This is a genomic window from Pseudomonas sp. W17, assembly GCF_040268305.1.
Classification (GTDB): Bacteria; Pseudomonadota; Gammaproteobacteria; order Pseudomonadales; family Pseudomonadaceae; genus Aquipseudomonas; species Aquipseudomonas protegens.
In genome coordinates, this window is record NZ_CP158490.1 from 864776 (window position 1) to 882627 (window position 17852).

18 protein-coding genes are annotated in these 17852 nt (G+C 64.1%); 8 read left to right on the forward strand and 10 right to left on the reverse strand.

Annotated features, from left to right (window positions below):
- Positions 1–60: 60 nt before the first annotated feature.
- The 3 genes from ABCR88_RS03800 to ABCR88_RS03810 are packed head-to-tail and all read left to right on the forward strand — an operon-like array spanning position 61 to position 2416.
- The gene (locus ABCR88_RS03800) at positions 61–642 is read left to right on the forward strand and encodes a YfiR family protein (RefSeq protein ID WP_026020227.1); all 582 of its coding nucleotides are present in this window, start codon (positions 61–63) and stop codon (positions 640–642) included.
- Positions 639–1907, forward strand: coding sequence for a diguanylate cyclase (locus tag ABCR88_RS03805; RefSeq protein ID WP_041115800.1), 1269 nt, complete (start codon positions 639–641; stop codon positions 1905–1907). Before ABCR88_RS03800 ends, ABCR88_RS03805 begins: the two co-directional genes overlap by 4 nt.
- Before the next feature lie 14 nt (positions 1908–1921).
- The gene (locus ABCR88_RS03810; protein WP_041120533.1) at positions 1922–2416 is read left to right on the forward strand and encodes an OmpA family protein; all 495 of its coding nucleotides are present in this window, start codon (positions 1922–1924) and stop codon (positions 2414–2416) included.
- 37 nt (positions 2417–2453) lie between these two features.
- Here ABCR88_RS03810 and ABCR88_RS03815 read toward each other — a convergent pair whose 3' ends face one another.
- Together ABCR88_RS03815 and ABCR88_RS03820 are read right to left on the reverse strand one after the other, a co-directional pair.
- Entirely contained in the window at positions 2454–2891 is a 438-nt protein-coding gene (locus tag ABCR88_RS03815; RefSeq protein ID WP_325985494.1) for a hypothetical protein, read from the reverse strand.
- A gap of 38 nt (positions 2892–2929) precedes the next feature.
- Positions 2930–3880, reverse strand: coding sequence for a LysR family transcriptional regulator (locus ABCR88_RS03820; RefSeq protein WP_041115804.1), 951 nt, complete (start codon positions 3878–3880; stop codon positions 2930–2932).
- A gap of 149 nt (positions 3881–4029) precedes the next feature.
- On the opposite strand from ABCR88_RS03820, the gene ABCR88_RS03825 reads away from it, so the two are divergent.
- Entirely contained in the window at positions 4030–5556 is a 1527-nt protein-coding gene (locus ABCR88_RS03825) for a CoA-acylating methylmalonate-semialdehyde dehydrogenase (RefSeq protein ID WP_015634045.1), read from the forward strand.
- Between the two features lie 10 nt (positions 5557–5566).
- Positions 5567–6454 (forward strand): 3-hydroxyisobutyrate dehydrogenase, encoded by an 888-nt coding sequence (mmsB, locus tag ABCR88_RS03830; protein ID WP_015634046.1) that lies wholly within the window; start codon positions 5567–5569, stop codon positions 6452–6454.
- A gap of 117 nt (positions 6455–6571) precedes the next feature.
- Here the strand turns inward: mmsB and ABCR88_RS03835 are convergent, their stop codons facing one another.
- The 3 genes from ABCR88_RS03835 to ABCR88_RS03845 form a co-directional block, all read right to left on the reverse strand.
- Positions 6572–7090, reverse strand: coding sequence for an RES domain-containing protein (locus ABCR88_RS03835; protein ID WP_337154235.1), 519 nt, complete (start codon positions 7088–7090; stop codon positions 6572–6574).
- Positions 7087–7572, reverse strand: a complete 486-nt coding sequence (locus ABCR88_RS03840; RefSeq protein ID WP_041115808.1) for an antitoxin Xre/MbcA/ParS toxin-binding domain-containing protein — start codon at positions 7570–7572, stop codon at positions 7087–7089. Before ABCR88_RS03840 ends, ABCR88_RS03835 begins: the two co-directional genes overlap by 4 nt.
- Before the next feature lie 126 nt (positions 7573–7698).
- Complete coding sequence (locus ABCR88_RS03845; protein ID WP_011059115.1) at positions 7699–8043, reverse strand: cupin domain-containing protein; 345 nt, start codon at positions 8041–8043, stop codon at positions 7699–7701.
- A 287-nt stretch (positions 8044–8330) separates the two neighbouring features.
- On the opposite strand from ABCR88_RS03845, the gene kynB reads away from it, so the two are divergent.
- From kynB to ABCR88_RS03860, 3 genes are all read left to right on the forward strand, one after another.
- Positions 8331–8984 carry an arylformamidase gene (kynB, locus tag ABCR88_RS03850; protein ID WP_350404141.1) on the forward strand — a complete coding sequence of 218 codons (654 nt, stop codon included), beginning with the start codon at positions 8331–8333 and terminating at the stop codon, positions 8982–8984.
- A 93-nt stretch (positions 8985–9077) separates the two neighbouring features.
- Positions 9078–9929, forward strand: coding sequence for a tryptophan 2,3-dioxygenase (gene kynA / locus ABCR88_RS03855; protein WP_011059117.1), 852 nt, complete (start codon positions 9078–9080; stop codon positions 9927–9929).
- A gap of 265 nt (positions 9930–10194) precedes the next feature.
- Positions 10195–11694: a PLP-dependent aminotransferase family protein gene (locus tag ABCR88_RS03860; RefSeq protein ID WP_350404142.1), complete on the forward strand. Its 1500-nt coding sequence runs from the start codon at positions 10195–10197 to the stop codon at positions 11692–11694.
- A gap of 27 nt (positions 11695–11721) precedes the next feature.
- Here the strand turns inward: ABCR88_RS03860 and ABCR88_RS03865 are convergent, their stop codons facing one another.
- The 5 genes from ABCR88_RS03865 to antA all read right to left on the reverse strand — a co-directional run bounded on the left by ABCR88_RS03865 (position 11722) and on the right by antA (position 17519).
- Positions 11722–12930: a benzoate/H(+) symporter BenE family transporter gene (locus tag ABCR88_RS03865; RefSeq protein ID WP_232643088.1), complete on the reverse strand. Its 1209-nt coding sequence runs from the start codon at positions 12928–12930 to the stop codon at positions 11722–11724.
- A gap of 186 nt (positions 12931–13116) precedes the next feature.
- Positions 13117–14517 carry an amino acid permease gene (locus ABCR88_RS03870; protein ID WP_350404143.1) on the reverse strand — a complete coding sequence of 467 codons (1401 nt, stop codon included), beginning with the start codon at positions 14515–14517 and terminating at the stop codon, positions 13117–13119.
- A 79-nt stretch (positions 14518–14596) separates the two neighbouring features.
- Positions 14597–15619, reverse strand: a complete 1023-nt coding sequence (antC, locus tag ABCR88_RS03875) for an anthranilate 1,2-dioxygenase electron transfer component AntC (RefSeq protein WP_041115815.1) — start codon at positions 15617–15619, stop codon at positions 14597–14599.
- A 17-nt stretch (positions 15620–15636) separates the two neighbouring features.
- A complete protein-coding gene (gene antB, locus ABCR88_RS03880) occupies positions 15637–16128 on the reverse strand; it encodes an anthranilate 1,2-dioxygenase small subunit (protein WP_041115817.1) in 492 nt (163 codons plus the stop codon).
- Between the two features lie 2 nt (positions 16129–16130).
- Complete coding sequence (gene antA / locus ABCR88_RS03885; protein ID WP_041115819.1) at positions 16131–17519, reverse strand: anthranilate 1,2-dioxygenase large subunit; 1389 nt, start codon at positions 17517–17519, stop codon at positions 16131–16133.
- Between the last annotated feature and the right edge of the window lie 333 nt (positions 17520–17852).

The following is a 17852-nucleotide window of genomic DNA, read 5'->3' on the forward strand; positions in this document are numbered from 1 at the left end:
TTTCCCGGGCTGTGCTATCGTTGCGGCATCATTTCCGTGAAAATCAAAGAGAATCCCTGCATGGACGTGGCTGTCTTGAGGACAGAGCGCATTTTGGGGTGGAGACAGTGTGTGCTGTCGACCATTCTCTGCCTGTTCAGCCTGTTGGCCATCGCGCAGTCGGAGCCACCGGCGTCCGCGAGCCTGGCCGAGCAACGGGCCAAGGCTGTAACCCAAGTGGTGCTGGGCATTCTCAGCTACGCTCGCTGGCCCGTGGAGCCTGCGCAACTGCGTCTGTGCGTGGTTGGCCCCACCGAATACACCGATGACCTGCTCAAGGGCGCGACCCAGGCCACCGGCCGCCCGGTGCTGGTGCGGCGTCTGCTGGCCAACAACCCGTCGTTGGCCAGTGAGTGCGATTCGGTCTATGTCGGCAAATTGTCCAATGATGAGCGTACCCGGCTGTTCAACTCGCTGATCGGGCAACCGGTGCTGAGCATCAGCGAGGGGGGCGACCAGTGCACCGTGGGCAGCCTGTTCTGCCTGCGGGTCGGCGACAGCCAGGTGTCGTTCGAGGTCAACCTGGATTCCGTGGCGCGCAGTGGGGTGAAGATTCATCCCAGCGTGCTGCAGCTTTCCCGTCGTCGTCCGGCGGCCCCATGAAACTGTTCAAGCCCAACGCCCGCCCTACACTGCGGTCGGTCATCGGTCGCGGCCACCTGATCGTCGCTCTGCTGGCGATCTCCATGGCCAGCCTGTCCCTGACCTTTCTCGGAGTGTTGGCCCTGCGCGTGTACGCCGATCACAACCTGCACCTGATCGCCCGCTCCATCAGCTACACCGTGGAAGCTGCAGTGGTGTTCAACGACAGTGTGGTGGCCACCGAGGCCCTGGCCCTGATCGCCTCCACCGAAGAGGTGGCCGACGCCAAGGTGTATGACAGCCAGGGCCAGTTGCTGGCCAGCTGGCAGCGCCCGGAAAGCGGCTTTCTGACCAATCTGGAAATGCACGTCGCCAGCGCCTTTCTGGAAAAGCCCATCAGCCTGCCGATCCTGCACCAGGGGCGGGAAATCGGCACCATCAATGTCACCGGCCATGGCGGCAGCCTGTTGCGGTTTCTCCTCAGTGGCCTGGTGGGCATCGTGCTGTGCATTGCCCTCAGCGCCTGGTTGGCGCTGTACCTGGCGCGCCGCCAGCTGCGGGGCATCACCGGGCCGTTGCGCAGCCTCGCCGATGTGGCCCACGCGGCCCGGCGCGAGCGGGCCTTCGATCAGCGGGTGCCGCCTGCGGAAATCGCCGAACTGGACAACCTGGGCAACGACTTCAACGCCCTGCTCGATGAGCTGGAGGCCTGGCAGACCCATCTGCAAAGCGAGAATGAAACCCTGGCCCACCAGGCCAGCCACGACAGCCTGACCGGCCTGCCCAACCGGGCGTTCTTCGAAGGCCGGCTGATCCGTGCCCTGCGCAGCGCCAACAAGCTCAACGAGCGCATGGCGGTGCTGTTTCTCGACAGCGACCGGTTCAAGGAGATCAACGATAACTTCGGCCACGCCGCCGGCGATGCGGTGCTGGTGGCTGTGGCCACGCGGATTCGCGCGCAGTTGCGCGAGGACGACCTGGTGGCGCGCCTGGGCGGGGACGAATTTGCCGTGCTGCTGACCCCGCTGCACCGGGTCGAGGATGCCCAGCGCATCGCCGACAAGATCATCAGCAGCATGGAAGTACCGATTCAACTGCCCGGCAGCCTGTCGATCCTGACATCGCTGAGTATCGGTATTGCCGTGTACCCGGATCATGGCGCGACACCGGGCAGTCTGTTGAATGCCGCCGACGCGGCCATGTACCAAGCCAAGCGCGGTTCGCGAGGCGGGCAACACACAGTGGGGGCGGAGCTCCCTATCGTTCAGGTTCAAAACAGGAGCTAATTCCCTTGTTCTCGATGACGCAACGTTCGGTTCGACTGTTCAGCACTCTGGTGTTCATGGCCCTGCTGGCCCTGGCCGGCTGTCAGAGCGTGCCGCCCAAAGGTCTGACCCCGAAACAGATCGCGGTTCTGAAACAGGAGGGCTTCGAACTGACGGATGAAGGCTGGGCCTTTGGCCTGTCGGGCAAGGTGCTGTTTGGCAGCGATGTGGAAACCCTGAACCAGGCCAGCACCGAGATCGTCCAGCGCATCGGCAAGGCGCTGCTCAGCGTCGATATCCAGAAGGTCCGGGTCGACGGTCACACCGACGCGTCGGGCAAGGAGGCCTATAACGTGCAACTGTCCTTGCGCCGGGCCAAGAGCGTGGTCAAGGTGTTGACCCAGGTTGGCATGCGTGAAGAAAACATCCAGCTGCGCGGCCTGGGCAGCAGCGAGCCGGTGGCCTCCAACAGCACCGTGGCCGGGCGTACCGAGAACCGTCGGGTGTCGATCGTGGTGATCGCCGACTGATCGGCATTGCCCGGCTGGCGGCTACCCCCGGCAGCCGCTAGCGCCCTTTGGCCGGCTGGTCGCCGATGCAATCCGGCGCGTTGGGGCCGATGTCGATCATGGCCGCGGACACCCGCGGGTCTCCTTTCATGCCCCACTGCAAGGGGCCCCCGTCGACGACCAGGTCATAGATCTGGCTGTCGCCAAGCCATTGGTCATTGCGCTGGTCATACAAACGGAAAAACGCCGGCAGCTCCCAGTGCGGGTTCTCGTTGGGAGCCTGCTCCGGGTCCGGGTGGTACTGGGTGTGGAATCTGCCGGGCAGGACCCAGAACGGCCTGAATACCTGAACCCTGTAGCACCCGTTGGGGCTGATGCGGGGGGCGCCGCGGGCCGTCGCCAGGCCCTTTTCCCACCATTGCGAAGCGGGCCACAGCGAGGCGCCGAGAACCACTGCGCCAAGGGTGAGCGAGCCGCGCCGGCTGAGTTTTTTCATCTTCGGGTATCCAGTTCGATCCATGAGCAGGTAAAGCGTCAGGGGGCGGCGAACAGCATGCTGCGGCTGTCCCCCATGAGCAGAGGGCGATTCTGCTCGGTCACCTCGCGGATGTAATCCCATAACAGGGTGATCCGCTTCAACTTCCTGAGATCCTCCCGGCAGTACATCCAGAATTGCCGGGTCAGGTTGATTTCCTTGGGCAGCACTGGCAGCAGGCGCGGGTCCTGGGCCGCCAGGAAGCACGGCAGGATCGCCAGCGAGCGGCCCTGCTGCGCTGCCACGTACTGGGCAATCACGCTGGTGCTGCGCAGGTTGGCGCTGGCACCGGGCACCACATTGGCCAGGTACAGCAGCTCGGAACTGAAGGCCAGGTCATCCACATAGCTGATGAATTGATGCTCGCTCAGGTCGCCGGGGCGGCGGATCGGCGGGTGGCGGTCGAGGTATTCCTGGGTGGCGTACAGCTGCAGGCGGTAGTCGCACAGCTTGCAGCACACATAGGGGCCGTGCTCCGGGCGTTCCAGGGCGATGACGATATCCGCCTCGCGCTTGGACAGGCTGATGAAGTGCGGCAGCGGCAGGATATCCACCGAGATCGCCGGGTAGGCGTCGAGGAAATGGCTGAGTTGCGGGGTGACGAAGAAGCTGCCGAAGCCCTCGGTGCAGCCCATGCGCACATGGCCGGACAACGCCACTCCGGAGCCCGAGACCTGCTCGCACGCCATGTGCAGGGTGCTTTCGATGGACTCCGCATAACCCAGCAGGCGCTGACCCTCGGCGGTGAGGACAAAGCCGTTGGTGCGGGATTTTTCGAACAGCAAGGTGCCCAGTGCGGTTTCCAGGGACCCGATGCGCCGCGATACCGTGGTGTAGTCCACCGCCAGGCGCTTGGCCGCGCTGCTGGCCTTGCGAGTGCGCGCCACTTCGAGGAAAAACTTCAGGTCGTCCCAGTTCAGGGTGCTTAGCGAGGTGATGTTTTTTTGCATGATGGACCGGATTTTATGTGCGTTCTTATTAGAAGTTTGCACATCTATACTCCAAAAACCGTCCGATACCAACTCGCGACAGCCCCTCTTTCAAGGCGCTTGCCCGCCTTGGTTTCCCTGCATAAGAACTCAAGAAGTCAGGAGACCCCATGAACGCATCCCTCAAGCCCGACGGCACCACCCTGCAACAGGTCAAACTGCTGATCGACGGTGAATGGGTCCAGTCCCAGAGCCAGGAATGGCATGACATCGTCAACCCGGCGACCCAGGAAGTACTGGCCAAGGTGCCCTTTGCCACTGCCGCTGAAGTCGACGCCGCGATCGCCGCTGCCCAGCGCGCCTTCCAGACCTGGAAACTGACCCCGATCGGCGCGCGGATGCGCATCATGCTCAAGCTCCAGGCCCTGATCCGCGAGCACTCCAAACGCATTGCCCTGGTCCTCAGCGCTGAGCAGGGCAAGACCATCGCCGACGCCGAGGGCGACATCTTCCGCGGCCTGGAAGTGGTGGAGCATGCCTGCTCCATCGGCACCCTGCAGATGGGCGAATTCGCCGAAAACGTTGCCGGCGGCGTGGACACTTACACCCTGCGCCAGCCGATCGGCGTGTGCGCCGGGATCACCCCCTTCAACTTCCCGGCAATGATTCCGCTGTGGATGTTCCCGATGGCCATCGCCTGCGGCAACACCTTCGTCCTCAAGCCTTCCGAGCAGGACCCGCTGTCCACCATGCTGCTGGTGGAGCTGGCGGTGGAAGCCGGGGTGCCGGCCGGTGTGCTCAACGTGGTGCACGGCGGCAAGGACGTGGTGGATGCGCTATGCACCCACAAGGACATCAAGGCGGTGTCCTTCGTCGGTTCGACTGCGGTCGGCACCCACGTCTATGACCTGGCGGGCAAGCACGGCAAGCGCGTGCAATCGATGATGGGCGCAAAAAACCACGCCGTGGTGCTGCCCGACGCCAACCGCGAACAGACCCTCAATGCCCTGGTGGGCGCCGGCTTCGGCGCTGCCGGCCAGCGGTGCATGGCCACCTCGGTGGTGGTGCTGGTGGGCGCTTCGAAACAATGGCTGCCAGACCTCAAGGCCCTGGCGCAGAAGCTCAAGGTCAACGCCGGCAGCGAGCCGGGCACCGATGTGGGCCCGGTCGTGTCCAAGCGCGCCAAGGCGCGGATTCTGGAGCTGATCGAAAGCGGCGTGAAAGAAGGCGCCAAGCTGGAGCTCGATGGCCGCGACATCAAGGTTCCGGGCTACGAGCAGGGCAACTTCATCGGCCCGACCCTGTTCTCCGGGGTAACCACCGATATGCAGATCTACACCCAGGAAATCTTCGGCCCGGTGCTGGTGGTGCTGGAGGTCGACACCCTGGATCAGGCCATTGCCCTGGTCAATGCCAACCCCTTCGGCAACGGCACCGGCCTGTTCACCCAGAGCGGGGCGGCGGCGCGCAAGTTCCAGAGCGAAATCGACGTCGGCCAGGTGGGCATCAACATCCCGATTCCGGTGCCGGTGCCGTTCTTCAGCTTCACCGGTTCCCGTGGTTCCAAGCTCGGCGACCTGGGCCCCTACGGCAAGCAAGTGGTGCAGTTCTACACTCAGACCAAGACCGTCACCAGCCGCTGGTTCGACGATGACAGCGTCAATGACGGTGTGAACACCACCATCAGCCTGCGTTGAGGAGCCTGACATGAACATTGCATTTATCGGTCTGGGCAACATGGGCGCGCCCATGGCCCGCAACCTGATCAAGGCCGGCCATCAGTTGAACCTGTTCGATCTCAACCAGAGCGTGCTGGCAGAGCTGGCGCAACTGGGCGGGCGCGTCGCTGCTTCGCCCAAGGCCGCTGCCGAAGGCGCCGAACTGGTGATCACCATGCTCCCCGCGGCGGCCCATGTGCGCAGCGTCTGGCTGGGCGAGGATGGGGTGCTGGCGGGTATTGGCCGCGGCATTCCGGCGGTGGATTGCAGCACCATCGACCCACAGACCGCCCGTGAAGTGGCCGCAGCCGCCGCCAAGCAGGGCGTGGCCATGGCCGATGCACCGGTATCCGGTGGCACCGGCGGCGCCCAGGCCGGGACCCTGACCTTCATGGTCGGCGCCAGCGCCGAACTGTTCGCCACCCTGCAACCGGTGCTGGCGCAGATGGGCCGCAACATCGTGCACTGCGGTGAAGTGGGCACCGGGCAGATCGCCAAGATCTGCAACAACTTGCTGCTGGGGATTTCGATGATCGGCGTCAGCGAGGCCATGGCCCTGGGGGATGCCCTGGGCATCGACACCCAAGTGCTGGCGGGGATCATCAACAGCTCCACCGGTCGGTGCTGGAGTTCCGACACCTACAACCCGTGGCCGGGCGTGATTGAAACCGCCCCGGCGTCCCGCGGCTACACCGGCGGCTTTGGTGCCGAGCTGATGCTCAAGGACCTGGGGCTGGCCACCGAAGCTGCGCGCCAGGCCCACCAGCCGGTAGTGCTCGGTGCCGTGGCCCAGCAGCTGTACCAGGCCATGAGCCAGCGTGGGGAAGGTGGCAAGGATTTCTCGGCCATCGTCAACAGCTACCGCAAGCCGCAGTAAGGCGTCGCTTGTAGGGAGGGGGCACTGGCGGGTTTGCGCGTCATTGAATGCAGCCCCTTCAGCCGGGGCATTTGCGGGAACCTGCGTCGGGCAGGTTCCCGCTTTTTTTTGCCCGGCTCAGTTCGGCCGGCTGGCAACGGTGCCGGAGGGAGGGTTGAGGCGGGTGTCGAGGCCGAAGCGTTCCTGGATCACCACCTGGTACAGCCCCTTGGCCAGCAGCGGATTGATCAGGATATTCCAGCTGTGCCGGGAAACCGACGAGGGCACCAGCACGAAAGGGTGGTCCGCCAGCAACTGATCGGCGAACTTCTGCTGGCCGGCGCTGGGAATCCCCGGCACCAGCCAGTTGGGGTTGGGAATATGGTTTTCATCGACTCGGTAGATGGCGGTCGGGTCCTGGATCAGGGCGCCGGTGAGTACATGGGGCACGCTGTCCAGGGCGGCAAAACCCTTGTGCACCGCCACTTCCAGAATCGCCGTGGCCGGGTCGGCGCTGGCGTACACCGCCTTCACGCCCTTGGAGTTCCAGCGGCCGCCACACAGCTCGGCACCAATGCCGCTGTCCCAGCTGTCGGCGTGCCGGGCGGCGTCCAGCCGCCAGAAGTGAAGGGTGCTGCTGCCCGGCACACTGATCACTGATAGACCCCGTATTCCAGGCGGGTGAGGAACTCGTCCACCAGTTCGAAACCGATGGGGTTGGTCAGCAGGTCCACCGGTTTGTGGCCGTCCAGGCCCATCACCGGCTTGGCCATCCACTCCTGGGCCTCTTCACTGCTGCCGAAGATGTCCTCGGCCTTGGCCAGCACCTGGGCGAAGCGCACTGCACGGGCGCTCTGTTCCGGGTTCAGCGGCTCGTCCGGGGTTTTCAGGCGCCGGTGCAGGGTGCGTTCGGAAAGGCCGATGATCTTGGCCAGGACCTGTTCGTCCTTGAGCATGGGCACCGAGGAGACGAACTTGATGATCGCCGCCAGCGGGATGCCCTCCTCGGTCAGGCGATAGATCGAGATACGATCGTCAAAGCGTGCCCGGCCACCCAGAAGGATGTCCGAGGACTGCTCTTTCAATACCAGTTTGCCTCGCCGCTTGGGAACGAGGCCGGTGCCTGTCAGCGCGACCATGAGTGCTGCTCCTGCCTTTTGCCATTTGGCAGTGATTATATAGACATTTGGCAAAAGACGCTGGCTTGAATCGCAACACGGCCAGGGGAGCCCGGCTGGCGCGGGCTCCCGGTATCGAGGGAGGGCTCAGGCGAAGACGAAGTACTTGCGCACGGTTTCCACCACTTCCCAGGTGCCTTTCATCCCGGGCTCCACCACGAAGATATCGCCGGCGCGCAGGTGGATGGGGTCGCGGCCGTCCGGGGTGATCACGCAGTAGCCTTCCTGGAAATGGCAGTACTCCCACTTTTCATAGGCCACCCGCCATTTGCCCGGGGTGCAGATCCAGGTGCCCATGATCTTGCTGCCATCCTCGCTGGTGTAGGCGTTGAGGTTGACGGTGTGCGGATCGCCCTGGAGTTTTTCCCACTTGCAGGCGTCGAGCACCGGCAGCGGATGAGTGTCGCGAAGAACGGTGATGGGTTGGGACATGCTGTGCTCCTAGCAGGCAGAGAACTGAAGCCGCACCCTATAGCGCCTGGCGGGCAGGGGGTTGTCTGTACTCGACCTCGGGGTATCCAGAAGCGCAGCGCCTGCCCCGAGTCGAGGTGGCTGGGCGCAGGGCCGGGAAGAGGCGTGGCGGTTGCAAGATTCATTCGGCAAACAGGGCTTTGTTAGCAGTAATTGCGAAATATCCGCGGCTGCCCGAGTTATTTCGCAAGAATCTTTACCGGTTTCGCTCGTATCATTCAGCTCGGAGTGACCTAAGAGCCGCACGAATGGAAAATACACCACGCTGGTGGGATATCAGCCCGCCGTTGAGTACCGCAACCCCGACCTGGCCGGGAGATACGCCGTTCCAGGAGGAGCGCGTCTGGCAGTTCGGCCCCGAGTGCCCGGTGAATGTCGGGCGGGTGATCCTGTCGCCCCACACCGGTGCCCATGTCGATGCGCCCCTGCATTACCGGCCGGACGGCCTGCCCATCGGTGAAGTGCCGCTGGATGTCTACATGGGCCCGTGCCGGGTCCTGCACTGCCTGGACAGCGGTGCTCTGGTGCAGCCCGAGGCGTTGCTCGGGCGCCTCGAAAACTTGCCTGCGCGAGTGTTGCTGCGTACTTACCCACAGGCTCCGCTGAGTGCCTGGGACCCGGACTTTACTGCCGTTGCTCCAGCCACTGTCGAGCTGCTGGCCAGCCTCGGCGTGCGCCTGATCGGCATCGACACCCCGTCCCTCGACCCCCAGCAGTCCAAGACCATGGACGCCCACAACACCGTGGCCCGCCATGGCATGGCGATCCTCGAAGGCGTGGTTCTCGATGAGGTTGCCGAAGGCGACTACGAACTGATTGCCCTGCCACTGCGCTTCGCTCACCTGGACGCCAGTCCGGTGCGGGCGATCCTGCGCCCCCTGGCCGATTCATTCCTACAATAAATACACAGCTGGCCCTTCGCGCCGTTGTGCATCCCGATCCGGGCTGCGCAGCCAGCGATGGGCAACCGCTGCCTGAGGCGAGGAGCCCACGCGATGAGCCAATGTCCCTTTTCAAGCAATCCGCCGGCTGAGTGGCATAACGCCGAGCTGAATTTTTCCGACTCCATGAGCTACGGCGACTACCTGGACCTGGGGCGCATCCTCAGCGCCCAGCATCCCCTGTCGCCGGACCACAACGAGATGCTCTTCATCATCCAGCACCAGACCTCGGAGCTATGGATGAAGCTGATGCTGCACGAGCTCAAGGCGGCCCGCGAGCATGTGCGCCAGGGCCAGTTGCCGCCGGCGTTCAAGATGCTGGCGCGGGTTTCGCGGATTTTCGATCAACTGGTGCACGCCTGGGCGGTGCTGGCCACCATGACGCCGTCCGAGTACAAGTCGATCCGGCCTTACCTGGGCCAGTCCTCGGGCTTCCAGTCGTTCCAGTATCGGGAGATCGAATTCATCCTCGGCAACAAGAGCGCGGCCCTGCTGCGGCCCCATGCCCATCGTCCCGAACTGTTGCAATCGCTGGAAGCGTCGATTGCCACCCCGTCCATGTATGACGAGGCGATTGCCCTGATGGCCCGCAGCGGCTTGAGCATCGACCCTGCGCGCCTGGCACTGGATAGCACCACCACGACTCAGCATGACCCGTCGGTGGAAGCGGCCTGGCGCGAGGTCTACGCCAACCCTTCGGCCTATTGGGACCTGTACCAGTTGGCGGAGAAGTTCATCGACCTGGAAGACTCCTTCCGCCAGTGGCGCTTTCGCCATGTGACCACGGTGGAGCGCATCATCGGCTTCCAGCCCGGCACCGGCGGCACCGAAGGCGTGGGCTACCTGCGCAAGATGCTCGACACCGTGCTGTTTCCCGAACTGTGGCGAGTGCGCTCCTCGCTCTGACCCGAAAACGCCCCGCCTGCCGGGGCGTTTTCATGTGCCTGCCGGCGTCTGACTCCCTGAGACCCTGGTGCGGCCGCTGCCGCAGACTGCGATCGGCAGCGCAGCAGACGCGCTCTTGAGGTCTGGAAGGTCCTCCGGACCTTATCGCAGCCTGCGGCAGCGGCTACAGAGGTCGTTAGAGAGCCGCGGGCGCTGGCGGCAGTTGCGCTCTGGGGATAAGGTGGCCGCCTTCGGTGCACCATTTTTACTCTCTAAGGCAGACCACATGTCCCGGACCTTCGAGCTTGAAACCCTCAAGATGCGGCTCAGCGATCCTGAGTTCCTCCCTCTGGACCTGCACCAGCGCATCCAGCGCGCCTTGCGCGGGCTGATCCTCGACGGCGCCCTGGGCCCTGGCATGAAGCTGCCGGCGACCCGAGCCCTGGCCAAGTCGCTGGCGGTATCGCGCGACACCGTGGAAAACGCCTATGTGCAGTTGCAGCGCGACGGTTTTGTCCTGCGGCGCAAAGGCTCGGGGAGCTATGTCTGCGAAACCATCGGTGCCCAATTGCGTGGCCCGTCCCGCCGGCGCCAGCTCCAGCAAGGGTTGCCGGCCAACAGCCCGGAACCGGGAGCGGGCCTGAGCCGGCGCGGCGCGGCACTGTTGGCGCGGGGTGGGGTCAGCGATCAGCAGGCGGTCACGGCCTTCGCTACCGGTTTGCCGGAAACCCGCAGCTTCCCGCTGGAGGTCTGGGAGCGCCTGCAACGCCAGGCATTGAAGGATTACCGTGCCAGCGTGCTGCTGCATGGCGATCCCCAGGGCGCGCTGCCCCTGCGCAAGGCGATTGCCGCCTACCTCAACCTGGAACGCGGGGCCAAGGTGCAGCCCGAGCAGATCCTGGTGCTGAGCAGCACTCGCCAGGCGCTGTTCCTGTGCGCGCAACTGCTGGTGGACGCCGGCAAGCCGATCCTGATGGAGAACCCGGGCTACTTCGGCGCGCGCAAGGCCTTCGAGGCGGCCGAGGCGCGGATCGTGCCCATTGATGTGGATGGCCAGGGCATCCGCACCGACCTGTTGCGAGCCGACCGCAGCGGCGCCCGCTGTGTCTATGTGACGCCCTCGCACCAGTACCCCACGGGTGCCACCCTGTCCCTGGAGCGCCGCCTGGAGCTGACCCGCTGGGCCGCCGAGCAGGACCGATGGATCATCGAGGACGACTACGACAGCGAGTTTCACTACGAGGGCCTGCCCACCGCCTGCGTCCAGGGCCTGGACCCGTTTCGGCGCACCCTGTACATCGGCACCTTCAGCAAGACTCTCTATCCGGGCCTGCGCATGGGCTACATGATCCTGCCTGCCGAACTGGTGGGGTCCTTCAGCAGTGCCCGCAGCATCATGGACGGGCACACGCCGCAGATCCTCCAGCTGACCCTGGCGCGGTTCATGGAGGAGGGGCACTACAACGCCCATGTACGGGCCATGCGCAAGCTCTACGCCGGGCGCCGGCAGGCCATGCTCGAGGCCATAGGCCGGCACTTGCCGGGCATTGCCAGGGCCTTGCCGCCACCCGGCGGATTGCAGGTCCCGTGTCTTCTGGAACCCGGCTGGAGCGAGGAGCTGACCCAGCAACGTGCGGCCAGGGCTGGCATCCAGTTGCCGGGGCTCAGCCGGCTTTATGCGGGCGAGCAGAAGCAGCAGGGCTGGCTATTGGGCTATGCGTCCCTGAGCGCCCATGAGATCGAGGCGGCGATGGCGCGTCTGGCCCAGGCCCTGGGAAAGCCCTAGCCAGCGGCCTTTTTCCAGCGCCGGCGGTCAGGGTTTGGCGCGTTCCAGTGCCAGGGCGCTGCGCGGGCCCAGGATCAACAGGTGCACGGTCAGCCCGGCAACCAGCCCCCAGAAGGCACCCCCGATCCCCAGCAGAGTGACGTTGGCGGCAGTGGCAAGGAAGGTGATCAGCGCGGTTTCCCGGGTGGCCGTATCGGCCATGGCGTTGGCCAGGCTGCCGCCGATTGCCCCCAGCAATGCCAGGCCGGCCAGGGTGGTGATAAAGGCCTTGGGCAAGACCATGAACAGGGTCGCCAGGGTGACCCCGAAGGTTCCCACCAGGATGTAGAAAACGCCGCAGGCGATACCGGCGATATAGCGTTTGCCCGGGTCCGGGTGGGCATCCTCGCCGGTACAGATCGCCGCGGTGATCGCCGCCACGTTGAATGCGTGAGCGCCGAACGGCGCCATGATCAGCGAGCCCAAACCGGTGACCGTGAGCAGCGGGTTGGCGCTGGTCTGGAAGCCGTCATTGCGCAGCACCAGCATGCCCGGCATGTACTGGCCGGTCAGGGTGATGACGAACAGTGGCAGGGCCACGCCGAGCAAGGCCGACACGGAGAACTGTGGTGCAGTGAACAGGGGAGCGGCGAAGCTCAGGTGCACGGTGGCGAAGTCGACCCGCTCCTGGACGATCAGCAACGCCAGGCCGATGAACAGGATGCCCACCACGGCAAAGCGTGAAGTGAAGCGCCGCAGCACCGCATAGGACAGTACCAGCACGATCACCAGCAGTGGATCGGCACTCGCGCCGCCAAAGGCGTTGATCCCGAACTGCAGCAGGATGCCTGCCAGCAGGCCAGCCGCGATGCCCTTGGGAATCAGGCGCACCAGCTTGTCGAAAGCCCCGGACCCGCCCAGGACGATGAACCCCAGGGCGCAAACCAGGTAGGCGCCGATCACCTCGGCATAGGGCGTGAAGGGCATCACCGTGGCCAAGAAGGCCGCCCCGGGGGTGGACCAGGCGGTGATGATCGGCGCCTTGTAGCGCAGGCTCAGCCACATGCCGGAGAGGCCCACGCCCAGGGACACGGCCCAGACCCAGGAGGTGGTCTGGGCGGGTGTCAGCCGGGCCAGTTCAGCGGCCTGGAACACCAGGATGAAAGTCCCGCCATAGTTCACCAGCACTGAGATCAGTGCCGCCACGGTGGGAGAGAAGATATCGGCCGGTCTAAGGCCTGTCGCGGTTCTGTTCATAAGCCACTCTCCGTCGAGGAACAGGCTCCCTGGCCCAAGCGCCGGGAGAGGCCCGATTCTAGGTAACGGATGGACTATCGTTTCGAGCCACATTCTTGTTTGCTGGCAGACCACTTTGGCGGCGCCGACAAAAAAGCCCGGCCTTGGATAAGGCCGGGCTCGGGTGTGTGGCGTGAACCTGTGGGCTTAGCGCAGGGCGGGTTGCGAAGCTTTCTTCGCCCGGCTCAGCAGGTAGAAGCCCCAGATCACCAGGACCCACACCGGGATCGCGTACACCGAGGCACGGATGCTGGGGATCATCCACATCACGCCGACGATCATCACCATAAAGGCCAGGCACAGGTAGTTGCTCAGCGGTGACCAGAAGGCCTTGAACGAAGGCACCACGCCCTGCTCGGCCATGGCCTTGCGAAAGCGCAGGTGGGTCAGGCTGATCAGCGCCCAGTTGATCATCAATGCGGCCACCACCAGGGCGAACAGCAACTCCAGCGCTTCATGGGGCGCCAGGTAGTTGACCAGCACGCAGAGCAGGGTGATCAGCGCGGAGATGCCCAGGGCCAGGATCGGCACGCCCTGCTTGTTGAGCTTCATCAGCGCCTTGGGTGCATCGCCCTGTTCGGCCAGGCCGTAGAGCATGCGGCTGTTGCAGTACACGCCGCTGTTGTACACCGACAGCGCCGCGGTCAGGACCACGAAGTTGAGGATCTGCGCTGCGGCATCACTGCCGATCAGCGAGAAGATCTTCACGAACGGGCTGCTGCTGTAGGCGTCGCCGCCAGCGTTGAGGCTCACCAGCAGTTCGTCCCACGGGTACAGCGACAGCAGCACGGCCAGGGCGCCGACGTAGAAGATCAGCACCCGGTAGACCACCTGGTTGATGGCCTTGGGAATGACCTTGCGCGGTTCGGCGGCTTCGGCGGCAGTGATGCCTACCAGTTCCAGGCCGCCGAAGGAGAACATGATGAAGGCCATGGCCATCAGCAGGCCGGTTCCGCCGTTGGGGAAGAAACCGCCGTGGGACCACAGGTTGCTCACCGACGCCTGGCTACCGCCGCTGCCGCTGAACAGCATGTAGCAGCCCAGGACGATCATGCCGACGATGGCCACCACCTTGATGATGGCGAACCAGAACTCGGCTTCACCGAAGAACTTCACGTTCATCATGTTGATCAGGTTGACCAGCACGAAGAACACCGCGGCGCTGACCCAGGTGGGGATTTCCGGCCACCAGAACTGCACGTACTTGCCCACTGCGGTGAGCTCGGCCATGCCCACCAGGACATACAGCACCCAGTAGTTCCAGCCGGCGAGAAAGCCGAAGTAGCCGCCCCAGTACTTGTGCGCGAAGTGGCTGAAGGAACCGGCCACCGGCTCCTCGACGATCATTTCCCCCAACTGGCGCATGATCAGGAAGGCAATGAACCCGGCAATCGCATAGCCGAGGATCATCGAAGGTCCGGCGGACTTGAGCACCCCGGCCGAGCCGAGGAAGAGTCCGGTGCCGATCGCCCCGCCCAGGGCGATCAACTGAATATGGCGGTTCTTCAAGCCACGCTTGAGTTCACCTTGCTTCAAGGTCTGATCCACTAAATTGCGCTCTCTTCTAGTTGTTATCAGGACCGATCCCAGGCTGAACAGGACCGATCGCGGCTGAATGCTGACGGAATCAGATATTACTCTCGGTAAACCGCTCGTAATACAGCTGAACGCGGTTAAGTTGCTGTTCTTGCAGCCAGATTCGGATCGAATCGACCATTGGCGGCGGCCCGCAGACATACATGTCGGTGTCCTGGTCGCGCAGTTCGCTGCTGTCGAAGTGTTCGCTGATGTAGCCGCGCTTGCCCGACCAATCCGGGTCGGTGTCGCTGATTACCGGGGTGAAGCGAAACGCTGGCAAGCGCTCGCCCAGTGCCTGGATACGCTCCAGTTCGCACAGATCGGCACTGTGGCGCACGCCGTAGTACAGATGCAGTGGTTGCTGGCAGCCCTGCTCGACGATCTGTTCGAGCATTGCCAATAGCGCCGACAGTCCGGTGCCGCCGGCCACCAGGATCAGCGGACGGCTGATCTGACGCAGGTAGAAGGCCCCCAGCGGCGCCTCCAGCTGGAGGGTGTCGCCCACCAGGCAGCGCTCGCGGATGTAGTTGCTCATCACCCCGTCGGGCAGCAGGCGGATCAGGAACTGCAACTGGTTGTCCGCCGCCGGCCGGTTGGCGAAGGAGTAGGCCCGGCTAGTGCCGGTACCGGGGATGCTCAGGCGCGCGTACTGGCCCGGGAGGAAATCCAGTGGCGCTTGATGGCCGCCCAGGTCCAGGTGGAGGATGGCGGTGCTTTCGGACACCTGGCGCACGTCGATCACCGAGCCCTGCAACTGCACCGGGTCGGCGCTGTGGCACAGGCTGGAGTCGAAATCGAAATAGAACGCTGCGTCGGACTGCACCCGGGTCTGGCAACTGAGCATCTTGCGCTGTTCCAGGTCCTGGGCGCTGAGGGCTTCTTCGTCCACATAGTCCTGGCTGTACTGGCCGGACTCACAACGGCCCTGGCAGGTGCCGCACACCCCTTCGCGGCAGTCCAGGGGGATCTTGATGCCGTTGCGCAGGGCGGCGTCGAGCAGGATTTCATTGGCCTTGACCGGGAAGAACAGGGTCTTGCCGTCGGCAAAGCTGAACGCGACCTTGTGCGTCATGGGAGAACTTCCGTGGGTCAGAGGTGATAGAAATCGAGCACCGAGTTGATCGTGTCGTTGAGCAGCAGCACGTGCTTGCGCTGGATCAGCCAACTGTCGCCCTGGGGCTTGAGGTCGTAGGTGGCATGGCCGTAGAACTCCTCGGCGGTGGCCAGGCGATAGAACAGCGTGTGCCAGTTCAGGCGTACCCGCAACAGGCCGTTGTCGCCCTCGGCAATGCGCAGGTTGCTGACCATGTGCAGGGTGCGCGGCATGGGGATGGTCGAGGCCGCCTTGCCGGTGCGCAGGCGAAACACCCGGTCCTCCAGGCCCGAACGGTTGGCGTAGTAGATCAGCGACATCTCGCGTTTCGGGTCCTGGGTGTAGACGTGTTCCGAGTCCCACTGGGGCAGGTGGAACTCGCTGTCCACGGCAAACAGTTGCAGGTAGGCGTCCCAGTCCTGGGCATCGCAAAGCTCGGACTTGCGGTAGAAGAATTGCTCGATCTGGTACTGCAATTGCGCATTCATGATCACACCTCACGCAGTTTCAGGGGCCGGCGCTGCAGGCCGTCGAGGAGGAATTTCTGCCAGTTGCGGTGCTGGTTGACGTACAGCCCCTCATGGGTGATCTCGGTGCCGGTCATGGCCGGCTGGATGCCCAGGTTCTCGCTGTTGGCGGTGGGCCCGCTGACCCAATGCTGGCGCCCGCGGGAGATGTCGCTCCAGCGCTCCAGGCGCCCCTGGAAGCCGCGCTGGGCCTCGCGGAACTCCACCAGGTCGTCCGGCGTGCCCATGCCCGAGACGTTGAAGAAATCCTCGAATTGGCGGATGCGGTTTTCCCGGTCGGCGTCGCTCTCGCCCTTGACCCCGATGCACTGGCTGATGATCTCGGTCTTGTTCCAGGCAATGGGGCGGATGATCCGCAACTGGGAACTGATCTGGTCGAGGAAGAACAGGCTGGGGTAGATGTTCAGGTTGCGCAGGCGGTGCATCATCCACTCGGCCTTGGCCTGGCCGTGCTCGGCCACCAGGCGCGGCATGATGCTGGCGTAGCCGGAGCGCACCGCCGGGTTGGGCATTTCGCTGAACAGCACGCTGTGGCCGTTCTCGAAGGCGAACCAGCCATCGTCGGTGCTGGCGTCGCCGGCGCCGAGCTTGCTGTAGTCCAGGGTGGCGCTGCTGCCGGCGCCGCTGTCGGCGTTGACCTGCTGGCGGTGCTGCACCGTGGCCACGTAGTTGTAGTGCACGGTGCTGACGTGATAACCGTCCAGGCCGTTCTCGTTCTGCAGCTTCCAGTTGCCGTCGTAGGTGTAGGCGGACTTGCCCGGCAGCACCTCCAGCTCACCGTCGGGGGACTGGGCGACCATCATGTCGAAGAAGATCCTGGCGTCGCCGAGGAAGTCTTCCAGGGAATTGTCGGCGGCCACGTCCAGGCTGATGAAGACGAAGCCCTTGTAGCTCTCGATGCGGGCCTTCTTCAGGCCGCGGGTGGCCTTGTCGAAGCCCTCGTCGTATTCCCCTGGCGCCTTGACCTTCACCAGGCGCCCGTCGCTCTTGTAGCACCAGGCATGGAAGGGGCAGGTGAAGGTGGACTGGTTGCCCTTGCCAACCCGGGTCAGGGTGGTGCCGCGGTGCTGGCAGGCGTTGACCAGGGCATTGAGTCTGCCCTCGCCGTCGCGGGTGATGATCATCGGCTGGCGCCCGGCGCGCATCGTGATGAAGTCGTGGTTGTTGGGCAGCTCGCTTTCGTGACAGGCGTAGATCCAGTTCTTCTCGAAGATCAGCTCCATCTCCAGGTCGAACAGCTCGGGTTCGGTGAACATGTCCCGGGCGATACGGAACACCCCGTCCGCGGGACGAAAATCCAGGCAGCTGTGGATGAAGTCTTGCCACTGCTCGACGTTTCTTGCACCACTCATGAGTCGGTACCTTTTTTATTCAGGCCAATCGGGTGCCGTCATTAGAGAGAGGGGAGGGGGCCTGCGGCTATCCGCTTAGTCGGCCAAGGTCATCCACAAAATTGCCCGTTCCCGGCAAGGCATGGAGCAGCAGGCCCCTGGGTAGCATCTACCCAGCATCGTGCAGGCAAGCGATGGATGGCTGCCTGTTGGTGCGCTGATCGGCTACTGTGAGCGCAGCCAATGAGAGTGATGGGGCCCGGTTATCCACTTAGTCGACGATTGCTATCCACTGGGTTGGCAGCGCCGTCGGCTGGCGCAAAACTTGCCCTGTCATACAAGACGCGCCGTCAG